General features: G+C 68.0%; 13 protein-coding genes and 5 tRNA genes. 15 read left to right on the top strand and 3 right to left on the bottom strand.

Annotation, left to right across the window (positions count from 1 at the left end):
* Window positions 1-60: 60 nt before the first annotated feature.
* From ppk2 to hemA, 3 genes are read right to left on the bottom strand one after another with little or no spacing between them, the layout of a single operon-like run.
* A complete protein-coding gene (gene ppk2 / locus Q0654_RS04800; RefSeq protein WP_298851026.1) occupies window positions 61-858 on the bottom strand; it encodes a polyphosphate kinase 2 in 798 nt (265 codons plus the stop codon).
* Between the two features lie 40 nt (window positions 859-898).
* On the bottom strand, window positions 899-1,975 hold the full coding sequence (gene prfA / locus Q0654_RS04795) for a peptide chain release factor 1 (protein ID WP_298851024.1): 1,077 nt from the start codon (window positions 1,973-1,975) through the stop codon (window positions 899-901).
* Window positions 1,972-3,252 carry a glutamyl-tRNA reductase gene (hemA, locus tag Q0654_RS04790; RefSeq protein ID WP_298851322.1) on the bottom strand — a complete coding sequence of 427 codons (1,281 nt, stop codon included), beginning with the start codon at window positions 3,250-3,252 and terminating at the stop codon, window positions 1,972-1,974. The genes prfA and hemA overlap by 4 nt, the downstream gene beginning before the upstream one ends.
* 116 nt (window positions 3,253-3,368) lie before the next feature.
* On the opposite strand from hemA, the gene Q0654_RS04785 reads away from it, so the two are divergent.
* The 15 genes from Q0654_RS04785 to nusG all read left to right on the top strand — a co-directional run bounded on the left by Q0654_RS04785 (window position 3,369) and on the right by nusG (window position 13,124).
* The gene (locus tag Q0654_RS04785) at window positions 3,369-5,078 is read left to right on the top strand and encodes a tetratricopeptide repeat protein (RefSeq protein WP_298851023.1); all 1,710 of its coding nucleotides are present in this window, start codon (window positions 3,369-3,371) and stop codon (window positions 5,076-5,078) included.
* Window positions 5,075-5,698, top strand: a complete 624-nt coding sequence (gene lolB, locus Q0654_RS04780; RefSeq protein ID WP_298851021.1) for a lipoprotein insertase outer membrane protein LolB — start codon at window positions 5,075-5,077, stop codon at window positions 5,696-5,698. The genes Q0654_RS04785 and lolB overlap by 4 nt, the downstream gene beginning before the upstream one ends.
* Window positions 5,691-6,578: a 4-(cytidine 5'-diphospho)-2-C-methyl-D-erythritol kinase gene (ispE, locus tag Q0654_RS04775; RefSeq protein ID WP_298851019.1), complete on the top strand. Its 888-nt coding sequence runs from the start codon at window positions 5,691-5,693 to the stop codon at window positions 6,576-6,578. The genes lolB and ispE overlap by 8 nt, the downstream gene beginning before the upstream one ends.
* 4 nt (window positions 6,579-6,582) lie before the next feature.
* Window positions 6,583-6,657: transfer RNA gene (locus Q0654_RS04770), tRNA-Gln, on the top strand.
* Window positions 6,658-6,807: 150 nt separating this feature from the next.
* Complete coding sequence (locus Q0654_RS04765) at window positions 6,808-7,764, top strand: ribose-phosphate diphosphokinase (RefSeq protein ID WP_298851017.1); 957 nt, start codon at window positions 6,808-6,810, stop codon at window positions 7,762-7,764.
* Window positions 7,765-7,846: 82 nt separating this feature from the next.
* Window positions 7,847-8,464 (top strand): 50S ribosomal protein L25/general stress protein Ctc, encoded by a 618-nt coding sequence (locus Q0654_RS04760; protein WP_298851015.1) that lies wholly within the window; start codon window positions 7,847-7,849, stop codon window positions 8,462-8,464.
* 49 nt (window positions 8,465-8,513) lie between these two features.
* Window positions 8,514-9,119, top strand: a complete 606-nt coding sequence (pth, locus tag Q0654_RS04755; protein ID WP_298851014.1) for an aminoacyl-tRNA hydrolase — start codon at window positions 8,514-8,516, stop codon at window positions 9,117-9,119.
* 76 nt (window positions 9,120-9,195) lie between these two features.
* Entirely contained in the window at window positions 9,196-10,287 is a 1,092-nt protein-coding gene (gene ychF, locus Q0654_RS04750) for a redox-regulated ATPase YchF (RefSeq protein ID WP_298851013.1), read from the top strand.
* Window positions 10,288-10,371: 84 nt separating this feature from the next.
* Window positions 10,372-10,457 (top strand) — tRNA-Tyr (locus Q0654_RS04745).
* 27 nt (window positions 10,458-10,484) lie between these two features.
* Window positions 10,485-10,558 (top strand) — tRNA-Gly (locus tag Q0654_RS04740).
* A gap of 103 nt (window positions 10,559-10,661) precedes the next feature.
* A tRNA-Thr gene (locus Q0654_RS04735) sits at window positions 10,662-10,737 on the top strand.
* A gap of 62 nt (window positions 10,738-10,799) precedes the next feature.
* Window positions 10,800-11,990 carry an elongation factor Tu gene (gene tuf, locus Q0654_RS04730; protein WP_298851012.1) on the top strand — a complete coding sequence of 397 codons (1,191 nt, stop codon included), beginning with the start codon at window positions 10,800-10,802 and terminating at the stop codon, window positions 11,988-11,990.
* Between the two features lie 95 nt (window positions 11,991-12,085).
* A tRNA-Trp gene (locus tag Q0654_RS04725) sits at window positions 12,086-12,161 on the top strand.
* A gap of 15 nt (window positions 12,162-12,176) precedes the next feature.
* A complete protein-coding gene (gene secE / locus Q0654_RS04720; protein WP_027591685.1) occupies window positions 12,177-12,554 on the top strand; it encodes a preprotein translocase subunit SecE in 378 nt (125 codons plus the stop codon).
* Window positions 12,555-12,563: 9 nt separating this feature from the next.
* A complete protein-coding gene (nusG, locus tag Q0654_RS04715; protein ID WP_298851007.1) occupies window positions 12,564-13,124 on the top strand; it encodes a transcription termination/antitermination protein NusG in 561 nt (186 codons plus the stop codon).
* Window positions 13,125-13,225: the final 101 nt, after the last annotated feature.

Here is a 13,225-nt window from a genome sequence, read left to right as displayed (position 1 = left end):
GAACGCGCCAGCGACTGATCCCAACCTGCCTGCTGCCTGACTTGATAGGAGAGTCCGGGCTCAGTGCCCGTTGCCGTTCGCGCCTTTGAAGCGATCGGCAATCGGCTGCACTGCGCCTTCGAATCGCTCCTTCAGCAGTGGCTCGGGCAGGGGCTCGAACTGGATGTCGGGTTCGGGAGCGCTGTGCGTCGGCAGGTGGTCGATGAAGTGACGGATCAGGTTGAGGCGGCCGCGCTTCTGGTCGTTGAAGTCGACCAGCCACCAGGGCGCATGCGCGGTGTGGGTGGCGCGGAACATGGCTTCGCGCGCATTGCCGTACTCGGCGTACTTGGCGCGGGCGGCGAGGTCGACCGGGCTCAGCTTCCACCGCTTCAGCGGATCGGCGGCGCGCTCGGCGAAGCGCTGCTCCTGCTTGTCCTGGTCGACCGCCAGCCAGTATTTGAACAGCAGCACGCCGTCGTCGACCAGCATCTTCTCGAAGGCCGGGGCCTGCACCAGGAAGCGCTCGTACTCGACGTCCGAGCAGTAGCCCATGACCTTCTCGACGCCGGCACGGTTGTACCAGCTGCGATCGAACAGCACGATCTCGCCGGCCGCGGGCAGCTCGGCCACATAGCGCTGGAAGTACCACTGGGTGCGCTGGCGGTCGCTGGGCTTGGGCAGCGCCACGACCCGGCAGGCGCGCGGGTTCAGAGTGTTGGCGATGGCATTGATCACCCCGCCCTTGCCGGCCGCATCGCGGCCCTCCAGCAGCACCACCACGCGGTTGCCGGTGTTCTGCAGCCAGCGCTGCACCTGCACCAGCTCGCGCTGCATCGGCTTCAGCAGCTCTTCGTAGTCTTTCTTCTTGATCTTCATCGGCGCCTCCGGTGGACGCGCGATGGTAGCCCGATGCGCGCTACTGGCCGAGCAGCTTGAGCTCGTCGACCTGGGCCTCGCGGGTGAGCGTCTGGATCAGCTCGCCCAGGTCGCCCCCCATGATCTCGGGCAGGCGATACAGGGTCAGGTTGACGCGGTGGTCGGTGACCCGGCCCTGCGGGAAATTGTAGGTGCGGATGCGCTGGCTGCGATCACCCGAGCCCACCTGCAGGCGCCGCGACTCGGCCTGGGCCTGGGTCTGCTGGCTACGCTGATCGTCGAGCAGGCGCGCCTTCAGCAGGCTCAGCGCGCGGGCGCGGTTCTTGTGCTGGCTGCGCTCGTCCTGGCACTCGACCACGATCCCGGTGGGCAGATGGGTGATGCGGATCGCCGAGTCGGTCTTGTTGACGTGCTGGCCGCCCGCGCCGGAGGCGCGGAAGGTGTCGACCTTCAGGTCGGCGTCGCGGATCTCGATGTCCTCGATCTCGTCGAGTTCGGGCAGGATCGCCACGGTCGCCGCCGAGGTGTGGATGCGGCCCTGGCTTTCGGTTTCCGGCACGCGCTGCACGCGGTGGGTGCCGCTCTCGAACTTCAGCGCCGAGAACGCGCCAGCGCCCTCGACGCGGGCGATGACTTCCTTGAAGCCGCCGTGCTCGCCCTCGCTGGCCGACAGCAGCTCCACGTTCCAGCGCCGCGCCTCGGCGTAGCGCGTGTACATGCGGAACAGGTCACCCGCGAAGATCGCCGCCTCGTCGCCGCCGGTGCCGGCGCGGATCTCAAGGAAGATGTTGGCCTCGTCGCGCGGGTCGCGCGGCAGCAGGAGCAGCCCCAGCTCGGTGTCGAGCTCGACCAGCCGGGCTTCAAGTCGTTCGACCTCTTCCTGCGCCATGTCGCGCATGTCGGGGTCGGCGAGCAGGGCGCGCGCGGCCTCAAGCTCGGCCGTCGCGCCGTCGAATTCGCGCAGGGCGCGGGTCAGCGGCTCCAGCTGGGCGTACTCGCGCGAGAGCTCGCGGAAGCGCTTGTTGTCGGCCGCGACTTCAGGCGCGGCCAGCAGCAGGCCGACCTCTTCATGGCGCTCGGCCAATGCGTCGAGTTTTCTGCGGATGCTCGGGCTCATTGCGGCTCGCGTGTGGGTTCATCGCCAGCGCTGTCGCCGGCCTCGGCGCCCTGGAACAGCTGTTCGGCGGCGCGGAACAGCTCCAGCTCGCCGCGCTGCGCGGCCTGGCGCAGGCGCGCCGAGGGGGCGTGCAGCAGCTTGTTGGTGAGTGTGTTGGCGAGATAGCGCAGGGCCTCATCCGCCGGCTTGCCCTGGGCGAGCATCTGCTGCGCACGGGCCAGCACGGCATCGCGCTCGCGCTCGGCCTGGCTGCGGATGTCGCGGATCAGGCCCTGGCGGTCGGCCGCGCGCCACCAGCCGAGGAAATGCTCGACCTGCAGGTCGATGATGGCCTCGGCCTCGCGCGCCGCGGCTTGGCGCGAGCGGCGGTTCTCCTCGATCACCTGGTCGAGGTCGTCGACGGTGTACAGGAAGACGTCTTCCAGCGTGGCCACGTCCTCGGCGATGTCGCGCGGCACCGCCAGATCCAGCAGGAACATCGGCCGGTGCCGCCGCTGGCGCAGGGCCTGGGCGAGGTCGGCGCGGTGCAGGATCGGCTCGCGTGCGGCAGTGGCCGAGATCACGATATCGGCTTCATGCAGGTGCCGCGGCAGGTCCTCCAGCGCGAGCGCATAGCCGCCGATCCGCGTCGCCAGCGTCTGCGCGTTCTCCAGCGTGCGGTTGGCGATCAGCAGGCGCTTGGCCTTCTGCTCCAGCAGGTGGCGGGCGGTCAGCTCGATGGTCTCGCCGGCGCCGATCAGCAGCACGCTGGCTTCCTTGAGATCGCTGAACACCTGCTGGGCCAGGCGCACGCCGGCGAAAGCAACCGAGACCGGGTGCGCGCCGATCTCGGTGTCGGTGCGCACCCGCTTGGCCACGGCGAAGCCGTGCTGGAACAGGCGGTCCAGGCCTGAGCGCAGGCTGCCGGCGTCGCGGGCCTGCTGCCAGGCGTCCTTGACCTGTCCCAGGATCTGCGGCTCGCCGAGCACCAGCGAGTCGAGACCGGTGGCGACGCGAAACAGATGCCGCACGGCCTCGCCATCGTGATGCTGGTACAGGCAGCCATGCAGTTCGGTGAGCTGCAGGCCGTGGCACTCGGCCAGCCAGTGCGCGGGTTCGCCTTCGTGGCCATCGCCGACGCTGCAGTAGATCTCGGTGCGGTTGCAGGTCGAGACCAGGGCGGCCTCCTCCACGCCGGGGCGCGCCAGCAGCGAGGCCAGCGCCTCGGGCAGGCGCTCGGCCGCGAACGCCACCTTCTCGCGCAGGGCGACAGGTGCGGTCTGGTGGCTCAAGCCCAGCGCCAGCAAGCGTCGCTGCGGACGGTCGGAAGGGGGGTTCGGGTACACTGCGGGGCGTTGTTCCGGCCCGGTTCGCCGCAGCCTGCGGCGGGCGCCGGACACACATAAGAAGGTCGATGAACGCGCGCGCATTCTACCCGCTGATGCTTCTTGCGTTGCTCGCGTCGGCGCCCCGTGCGCTGGCGGACGATGCCCGGCCCGCGGTGCAGCCGCTGGGCGAGGCCCTGCTGCCGCTGCTGGAGGGCGAGTTCGCCCTCCAGCAGGGCGATTCCGCCGCGGCCGCGCAGGCTTATGTCGAAGCGGCGCGACAGTCCGCCGATCCCAGCGTCGCCGAGCGCGCCGCGCGCGTAGCCCTGCTGGCGGACGAGCGCCTGCTCCTGCTCGATGCCCTCGCGCGCTGGCGCGAGCTGGATCCGGCCTCGCTGGCAGGACGTCAGTTCCAGCAGGTCGCACTGATCCGCGAGCAGCGCTTCGACGAGGCTGCGGTCGGGCTGGTCGAGCTGATGAACGAGGGCGAGGAAGGGCGTCGTCTGGCGATCCAGGCCCTGGCTGGCAGCGGCCGACCCGCCCTGGAAGTGCTGGGGCGCGTGCTGGATGCGCCCGATCTGCCTGCGGAGTTCGGGCTGTGGGTCGCGCTCGGCGGCCTGGCCCAGCAGTGGGGGGATTCCGAACTCTCGGCCCGCGTGGTCGACCGCGCGGGCGAGCGCTTCCCGCAGGACCGCAGGGTCGGCCTGTGGCGGGCCGAGGTGCTGCTGCGCCAGCAGCGCGACGAGGCCGCCGTCGAGGCGCTGGATGCCGTACTGGCACTCGGGCTGACCGATATTCCCGAGCGCCTGCGCGCGGCCTCGTTGCTGGACGGCTTGGGCCAGACCGAGCGCGCGGTCGAGCTGCTGGCCCAGGGCGAGCAGACCGACGCCACCTTCGCCGGTCGGGCTGCCTATCTCGCCCGGATCGGCAAGTCCGAGGCGCTGCAGGCGCTGTATGGACTGATCAAGGCGGATGCGGTGGCCGCGATCGGCCCCGAGGCCGATGCCGGAACGACGGTGTTCGATGCCGAGATCAGCGATGACCGGCGTTTCCTGCTCGGCCAGATCGCCGAGGTGCTGGAGTCCACCGAGGACGCGCTGCGCTGGTACGGCGCGGTCAGCGATCCGGCCCGGCGGCTGCCCGCGCAGCTGCGCATCGCGGTGCTGCACGAGGGCGCCAAGCGCCCCGAGCAGGCCATCGCGACGCTGCGCGAGGTCCAGACCAGCGACAGCGAGGATGGCGAAACCCTGCGCAACGCCTTCCTGCTGGAGGGTGAGCTGCTCAACCGTCGCGGCGATCTCGTGGCTTCGGTGGATGCGCTGAATCGCGGGCTGCAGATCTTCGAGGACGACCGCGCTCTTCTTTATGCCCGCGCCCTGACCTACGAGCGCCTGGATCGCGTGCCCGAGGCGATCATCGATCTGCAGGTGCTGGTGGCGGAGGATCCCGAGGATGCGGACGCCCTGAACGCGCTGGGCTACACCATGGCCGATCGGACCACCGACTACGAGGAAGCGCTGGGCTACATCGAACGCGCCTTGGCGCTGTCGCCCGAGCAGCCGGCCATCCTCGACAGCATGGGCTGGGTGCTGTTCAAGCTCGGCCGTGCGGAAGAAGCCCTCGATTACCTGCAGCGCGCGTTTGCGGGGCAGGAAGATGCCGAGATCGCAGCCCACCTCGCCGAGGTGCTGGCCGCCCTCGGGCGTGAAGGCGAGGCCCGCGAGATCTGGCAGAAGGGCGCCGGGCTCGACCCCGACAATCGCGCCATCCAGCGCCTGCGCGAGCAGTTCGGCCCGTGAGCGGACGCATGCCGGTGGTCCATTGGCGGCGCTTGCTGCTGCTCGTGGTCCTTCTGCTGCTGGGCGCCTGCGCACGGGCGCCGCTGCGCGCTCCCGATGACACCCTGCTCGCTGTCCAGGCGGGCCGGGAGTCGGCGCTGGCTGCTGCCGACGCGTGGCGGTTCACCGGCCGCATCGCCGTTTCCGGGGAAGGCGAGGGCGGCAGCGGTCGCATCGAGTGGCAGCAGCGCGGCGAGGCCTATGTGATCGAGCTCAGCGCGCCGGTCAGCCGGCAGAGCTGGCGCCTCAGCGGTGACGCCAACGGCGCGCGCCTTGAAGGACATGGCCACGGTGTGCTGGAGGACCGTGATGCCGAGGCGCTGCTGCGGCGTGCCGCGGGCTGGTCGATGCCGCTTGAGCCACTGCGGGCCTGGGTGCGCGGCGCGCGCGCCGGCGGCGATGCGGAGCTCGTGTTTGGCGCGGAAGGGCTGCCGGCCGTCCTGCAGCAGGCCGGCTGGCGGATCGAATACCGCAGCTGGACCGAGTCCGCCGGCGTGCCGATGCCGCAGCGGGTGTTCGCGGAGTCGGGACAGCGCCGCGTGCGGCTCGTGGTCGACCGGTGGGAGACGCCGGGTGGCTGAAGCGCCCTGGCTGCCGGCACCCGCCAAGCTGAACCTGTTCCTGCGCATCGTCGGGCGTCGCGAGGACGGCTATCACCTGCTGCAGACGGTGTTCCAGCTGATCGACCTGTGTGACCGCATCCAGCTCATTCCGCGCCAGGATGGGCGTATCGAACGCCTGGACGGACCACCGGATCTCGCGCCCGAGGCTGACCTGTGCGTGCGCGCCGCGCGCCTGCTGCAGCCGTACGCCGCCGCCAATGCCGGGGTCTCGATCCGTCTGGACAAGCGCATCCCGATGGGCGGCGGCCTCGGAGGGGGCAGCTCGGACGCGGCCACGGTGCTGCTGGGCCTGGACCGTCTGTGGGGGCTCGATCTCGGGCTCGACCGGCTGGCGCAGCTGGGCCTGCAGCTCGGCGCGGACGTGCCGGTGTTCGTGCGCGGTCATTCCGCCTGGGCCGAGGGCGTGGGCGAGCAGCTGCGGCCGATCGAGCTGGGCGCGAGCGCCTATCTGGTGCTGGATTCCGGCGTTTCGGTGCCCACGCCCGAGTTGTTCCAAGCGCCTGAATTGACACGGGATGCGCCCCCCGCGACAATTGCGGGCTTCGTCTCCGGACAGCGCTTCGGCAATGCTTTCGAACCGGTGCTGGTGGCGCGTTCGCCCAAGGTGGGCGAGGCGCTGTCGGCCCTTCACGAGGCCTCTGCCGGAACCGCGCTGCTGGTTGCGCTGAGTGGAACTGGCGGCTGCTGTTTCGCCAGGTTCGCGCAGCGGGAGCAGGCCTTTGCGGCGCAGTCTAGGCTGATGCCGACATGGCGAAGCTGGGTGTGCGGTGGGCTGGAGCGCTCGCCCCTGCAGCGCACCATGGATCAGGGTTCGAGAGCCGAAGACACACGTTTCTGAGTGCTGGGGCGTCGCCAAGTGGTAAGGCACCGGATTTTGATTCCGGCATTCGCAGGTTCGAATCCTGCCGCCCCAGCCAGAGTTCACTTTCCGATCCGTCAACGCTGCCGGCAGCGGCGCGCGACGGCGGCGGCGCGTCGGGCACGGAGCCCGCGCCCGTCCAGCAGGCAGGACGCGCCGCGGTGGCGTCGTCCGATAACGGTCGCCTACGGCGATCCACAGGTGCAATGTGAACACTGATGGCATTCTCGTTTTTACCGGCAACGCCAACCGTCCGCTGGCCAACGCGGTCTGCCGCGAGCTCGGCGTGCGTCCCGGCAAGGCTCTGGTTGGCCGCTTCTCCGATGGCGAAGTGCAGGTAGAAATCGAGGAGAACGTGCGCCGGCAGGAGGTCTTCGTGATCCAGCCGACCTGTGCGCCGACCGCCGAGAACTTCATGGAGCTGCTGGTGCTGGTGGACGCGCTGAAGCGCGCTTCGGCGGCCAGCGTCACCGCCGTGGTGCCGTACTTCGGCTATGCCCGCCAGGACCGCCGCCCGCGTTCGGCGCGCGTGCCGATCACCGCCAAGGTGGCCGCGCGCATGTTCAGCGCAGTCGGCACCGATCGCGTGCTGACGGTCGACCTGCACGCCGACCAGATCCAGGGTTTCTTCGACATCCCGGTCGACAACGTCTATGCCTCGCCCCTGCTGCTGGCCGACGTCTGGCGCACCCAGGGCACCAAGGACCTGATCGTGGTCAGCCCGGATGTCGGTGGCGTGGTGCGCGCTCGCGCCATCGCCAAGCGCCTCGACGATGCCGATCTCGCGATCATCGACAAGCGCCGCCCGCGCGCCAACGTCGCCACCGTGATGAACATCATCGGCGACGTGTCCGGCAAAACCTGCGTGCTGGTCGACGACATCGTCGACACCGCCGGCACGCTCTGTGCTGCAGCGGCTGCGCTGAAGGAGCACGGCGCGCGCAAGGTCGTCGCCTACTGCACGCACCCGGTGCTGTCAGGCGCGGCGATCAGCAACATCAACGGCAGCCAGCTCGATGAGCTGGTTGTCACCGACACCATCCCGCTGTCGGACGAGGCCCGCGCCTGCGGGCGGATCCGCCAGCTCAGCGTGGCCGAACTGCTGGCGGAAACCATCCGCCGCATCGCCTTCGGAGAATCCGTCAGTTCGCTCTACGTGGACTGACACCATCGCCCACCCTGGTCGCGGGGTCGGGCATCCAGGTCGCCGCAAGGCGGCTTACCCCAAGCAAGAAAGGCTACACACAATGGCAACCCAGCATGAAATCAAGGCCACCGTCCGTGCGGACGCAGGGAAGGGTGCGAGCCGCCGCCTGCGTCGTACGGGCCAGGTGCCTGCCGTGGTCTACGGCGGCCACGCCGAACCCACCAGCATCGAGATCCTCCACAACACCGTGTGGCTGGCCTCGGCGCACGAGTGGTTCTACAGCTCGATCATCGACCTGAACGTCGACGGCAAGGTGCAGAAGGTCATCCTGCGCGACATGCAGCGCCACCCGGTCAAGCCGCTGATCATGCACATGGACTTCATGCGCGTGTCGGCCGACGAGGCCATCCGCGTGCGCGTGCCGCTGCACTTCCTGAACCAGGACAGCTCGCCGGCCGGCAAGGCCGGTGGCGTGGTCATCACCCACGAAGTCAATGAAGTCGAAGTCTCCTGCCTGCCGGCCAACCTGCCGGAGTACATCGAGCTCGACCTGTCGAGCCTGAAGGCGGGTGACACCGTCCACCTGTCGGACATCAAGCTGCCGGCGGGCGTCGAGATTCCCGAGCTGAAGCTGGGCAAGGAGCACGACGTCGCCGTCGTGATCGCGCGCCAGTCGAAGGCCGGTGAATCCGACGAGGCGGCCGAAGAGAAGAAGTAAGACCTGCCGATCCCGCCGGCGCTCGCGCCGGCGGGATCCGCCCTGCCGCATGAGCGCGCTGAAACTGATCGTCGGCCTGGGCAATCCCGGCGGCGAGTACGCCCACACCCGCCACAACGCGGGCTTCTGGCTCGCCGACCGGCTGGCCGATAAGGCAGGCGCGCGCTTCAGTCACGAATCCAAGCTGCACGCCGAGACCGCGCGGATCGCGCTCGATGGGCACAGCCTCTGGCTGCTGAAGCCCAGCACCTTCATGAACCGCAGCGGGCAGGCAATCGCCGCGGCGCTGCGCTACTACAAGATCGAACCCGCCGAAATGCTGGTGGCCCACGACGAACTCGACCTGCCTGCCGGCACTGCGCGGCTCAAGTTCGATGGCGGCCACGGCGGCCAGAACGGACTGCGCGACACCTTCGCGCACCTCGGCCACGGCAGGTTCCACCGGCTCCGGGTCGGCATCGGCCACCCCGGCCACAAGGACAAGGTCACGCCCTGGGTGCTCGGTCGCCCCGGCCGCGACGACGAAATCGCCATCCAGCGCAGCCTGGATGCCGCCCTCGACCAGCTGCCGCTGCTGCTGCGCGGCGACTTCGCCGAGGCGATGAAGAGGCTGCATACAGCCGGGAACCGGGAGTCGGGAATCGGGAATGGGTAAGAGCGCTGCGCTCGACCTCGCCTGACCCGCTTCGACGATTCCCGACTCCCCATTCCCGATTCCCGGATTCAATCCCATGGCCATGAGATGCGGCATCGTCGGACTTCCCAACGTGGGCAAGTCCACCCTGTTCAACGCCTTGACCAAAGCGGGCATCGCCGCGGCCAACTTCCCGTTCTGCACCATCGATCCGAACGTCGGGGTGGTGCCGGTGCCCGATCCGCGGCTCGACCAGCTGGCGGCGATCGTGAAGCCGCAGAAGGTCGTGCCGACCGCCGTCGAGTTCGTCGACATCGCCGGCCTCGTGGCTGGCGCCAGCAAGGGCGAAGGCCTGGGCAACAAGTTCCTGGCCAACATCCGTGAGACCGACGCGATCGCGCATGTGGTGCGCTGCTTCGAGCACGGCGATATCGTCCACGTCGCCGGCAAGGTCGACCCGATCGCCGACATCGAGACGATCGACACCGAGCTTGCGCTGGCCGACCTGGAAAGCGTCGACAAGGCCCTGAACCGCTACGAGCGCGCCGCGAGGGCGGGCGACAAGGACGCAGCCCTGCGGCGTGACCTGCTGACCCGCGTGCGCGCGCAACTCGACCAGGGCAAGCCGGTGCGGGGCATGGGCCTGGATGCCGACGAGCGCGGCCTGCTGCGTGAGCTCTACCTGCTGACCGCCAAGCCGGTCATGTACATCGCCAACGTCCGCGAGGACGGCTTCGAGAGCAATCCGCACCTCGACCGCGTGCGCGAGCGGGCGGCGGGTGAGGGCGCCGAGGTCGTTCCGGTCTGCGCCGCGATCGAGGAAGAGCTGTCCCAGCTCGACGACGCCGATCGCGACATCTTCCTTGCCGACCTCGGTATCGGCGAGCCCGGGCTGAACCGGGTGATCCGCGCCGGCTACAAGCTGCTCGGCCTGCAGACCTATTTCACCGCCGGCGTGAAGGAGGTCCGCGCCTGGACCATCCACAAGGGCGACACTGCGCCAAAGGCGGCGGGCGTCATCCACACCGATTTCGAGCGGGGCTTCATCCGCGCCCAGACGATCGGCTTCGATGACTTCATCGCCTACAAGGGCGAGCAGGGTGCCAAGGAGGCCGGCAAGCAGCGTGCGGAAGGCAAGGACTACGTGGTCAAGGACGGCGACGTCCTCAACTTCCTGTTCAACGTCTGAGCCCGGGCGGGCGACCTGCAAACTTTTTCTCGATCCGGCATTGACAGACGCCCTTTCGACGTTGAAAATGCGGGGCTCTCTGTTGGAGGGATACCCAAGCGGCCAACGGGGGCAGACTGTAAATCTGCTGGCTTACGCCTTCGGTGGTTCGAATCCACCTCCCTCCACCAGTTTCATGTTGTGGCGGTTTTCCCGGTGCGGGAGTAGTTCAATGGTAGAACCTCAGCCTTCCAAGCTGATGGTGCGGGTTCGATTCCCGTCTCCCGCTCCACGCTGGCAAGGGTGAGGCAAGGGCTGCAGGCAGTGCTTCCGCGCTGCACCAGGCCGGAGGATACAGGCGCTTGCCGAACGCCTGGTCCGCAAAAAAATCGCGTGCTCATGTAGCTCAGTCGGTAGAGCACTTCCTTGGTAAGGAAGAGGTCGCTGGTTCGATTCCAGTCATGAGCACCATCTCTTGAAGCGGCACCCATCCACACCTTTCCGAATCTTGAGTTCACCGGGATACCAAAGTCATGGCCAAGGGTAAGTTCGAGCGCACCAAGCCGCACGTGAACGTGGGCACGATCGGTCACGTTGACCACGGCAAGACGACGCTGACGGCGGCGCTGACGAAGGTGGGCGCGGAGCGTTTCGGCGGTGAGTTCAAGGGCTATGACGCGATCGACGCGGCGCCGGAAGAGAAGGCGCGCGGCATCACGATCTCGACGGCGCACGTCGAGTACGAGAGCCCGACGCGCCACTACGCGCACGTGGACTGCCCGGGCCACGCCGACTACGTGAAGAACATGATCACGGGTGCGGCGCAGATGGACGGCGCGATCCTGGTGTGCTCGGCGGCTGACGGCCCGATGCCGCAGACCCGCGAGCACATCCTGCTGGCCCGCCAGGTGGGCGTGCCCTACATCGTGGTCTACCTGAACAAGGCGGACATGGTGGACGACGCGGAGCTGCTGGAGCTGGTCGAGCTGGAAGTGCGCGAACTGCTGTCGAAGTACGACTTCCCGGGCGACGACACGCCGATCGTGAAGGGATCGGCGCTGAAGGCGCTGGAAGGCGACCAGTCGGAGATCGGCGTGCCGTCGATCATCGCCCTGGTGGAAGCGCTGGACACCTACATCCCGGAGCCGCAGCGCGACGTGGACAAGACCTTCCTGATGCCGGTGGAAGACGTGTTCTCGATCTCGGGTCGCGGCACCGTGGTGACCGGTCGAATCGAGCGCGGCATCATCAAGGTGGGTGACGAAGTCGAGATCGTGGGCATCCGCCCGACGGCCAAGACCACGGTGACCGGCATCGAGATGTTCCGCAAGCTGCTGGACCAGGGCCAGGCGGGCGACAACGCGGGTCTGCTGCTGCGCGGCACCAAGCGTGACGACGTCGAGCGCGGCCAGGTGCTGTGCAAGCCGGGCACGATCAAGCCGCACACCCAGTTCGAGGCCGAGGTGTACGTGCTGTCGAAGGACGAGGGCGGCCGTCACACGCCGTTCTTCAAGGGCTACCGTCCGCAGTTCTACTTCCGCACGACCGACGTGACGGGCGCCTGCGAGCTGCCCGAGGGCGTCGAGATGGTGATGCCGGGCGACAACATCAAGATGGTGGTGACGCTGATCGCCCCGATCGCGATGGAAGAAGGCCTGCGCTTCGCGATCCGCGAAGGCGGTCGTACCGTCGGCGCCGGTGTCGTTGCCAAGATCGTGCAGTAAGATACTGTTTTCCCCTCGCGGGAAGGCACGGCCAAGGCGAGTCGTACACGGCTCGCCTTCGGCCTTTTCGGAGTTAACGCTTCGTAACCTCGTGTACGCCAGTAGCTCAATTGGCAGAGCAGCGGTCTCCAAAACCGCAGGTTGGGGGTTCGAGTCCCTCCTGGCGTGCCATCTCAGAAGACCCGGATGAACGCAAAGGTCGCACAGAACGAAGCGGTGTCTACCAGCGACATCGTCAAATATGTCCTCGCCGTGCTGCTCGTGGTGGCCTCGCTGGCGGGCTTCTACTGGTTCTCCACGGCGCCCACTGCCCTGCGCGTGCTCGGCATGCTGGTTGGTTTCGGTGTCGCTGCGGGCGTGTTCATGCTCAGCGCCAAGGGCCGTGATGCGCGTGAGTTCTTCGCCGAGACCCGTTTCGAGCTGCGCAAGGTGGTCTGGCCGACGCGCCAGGAAACCACCCGCACCACCGGTCTGATCATCGTCGTGGTGATCATCATCAGCCTGATCCTGGCGCTGTTCGACCTGATCATTTCCACCGGCGTCCGCGCCCTTCTTGGCGCCTGAGGTCCGGACATGAGCAAGCGTTGGTATGTGGTCCAGGCGTACTCGGGGTTCGAGCAGCAGGTCAAGAAGGCTCTGATCGACCGTATCGCGCGCTCGGGTATCGAGGAGCGCTTCGGCGATGTCCTGGTGCCGACCGAGGAAATCATCGAAATGCGCGCGGGCCAGAAGCGCCGCAGCGAACGCAAGTTCTTTCCCGGCTATGTGCTTGTCCAGATCGAGACGAGCGGCGAGGGCGGCGGGCTGCGCATCGACGATGAGTGCTGGCACCTCGTCAAGACCACCCCCAAAGTGCTCGGCTTCATCGGCGGCACGGCCGACAAGCCCCTGCCGATCAAGGACAGTGAAGCCGAACGCATTCTCCAGCGCGTTCAGGACGGCGTCGAGAAGCCGCGTCCCAAGGTGCTGTTCGAGCCGGGCGAGATGGTCCGAGTCGTCGACGGCCCGTTCAACGACTTCAACGGCACGGTCGAGGAAGTCAACTACGACAAGAGCCGCCTGCGCGTGGCGGTCCTGATTTTCGGTCGCTCAACGCCGGTGGAACTCGAGTTCACGCAGGTGGAGAAGGCCTGAGAGGCCGGGAGTCGGGATTCGGGAATGGGGAATCGCCACGAGCACGCTGCTCTCCGATCCTCCATTCCCGATTCCCGTTTCCCGAAACAAGCAACCAGACG

The organism is uncultured Aquimonas sp., assembly GCF_937888285.1.
Lineage (GTDB): Bacteria > Pseudomonadota > Gammaproteobacteria > Xanthomonadales > Xanthomonadaceae > Aquimonas.
The sequence above is the reverse complement of the archived record's forward strand: the minus strand, read 5'-3'. Positions and strand labels throughout refer to the sequence as shown.

What these genes read in the sequence shown, in the direction of transcription:
- ychF (WP_298851013.1), top strand. Translation starts at nt 9,196, where the DNA reads ATGGCCATGAGATGCGGCATCGTCGGACTTCCCAACGTGGGCAAGTCC.
- pth (WP_298851014.1), top strand. Translation starts at nt 8,514, where the DNA reads ATGAGCGCGCTGAAACTGATCGTCGGCCTGGGCAATCCCGGCGGCGAG.
- nusG (WP_298851007.1), top strand. Translation starts at nt 12,564, where the DNA reads ATGAGCAAGCGTTGGTATGTGGTCCAGGCGTACTCGGGGTTCGAGCAG.
- ppk2 (WP_298851026.1), bottom strand. Translation starts at nt 858, where the DNA reads ATGAAGATCAAGAAGAAAGACTACGAAGAGCTGCTGAAGCCGATGCAG.
- tuf (WP_298851012.1), top strand. Translation starts at nt 10,800, where the DNA reads ATGGCCAAGGGTAAGTTCGAGCGCACCAAGCCGCACGTGAACGTGGGC.
- prfA (WP_298851024.1), bottom strand. Translation starts at nt 1,975, where the DNA reads ATGAGCCCGAGCATCCGCAGAAAACTCGACGCATTGGCCGAGCGCCAT.
- Q0654_RS04785 (WP_298851023.1), top strand. Translation starts at nt 3,369, where the DNA reads ATGAACGCGCGCGCATTCTACCCGCTGATGCTTCTTGCGTTGCTCGCG.
- Q0654_RS04760 (WP_298851015.1), top strand. Translation starts at nt 7,847, where the DNA reads ATGGCAACCCAGCATGAAATCAAGGCCACCGTCCGTGCGGACGCAGGG.
- secE (WP_027591685.1), top strand. Translation starts at nt 12,177, where the DNA reads ATGAACGCAAAGGTCGCACAGAACGAAGCGGTGTCTACCAGCGACATC.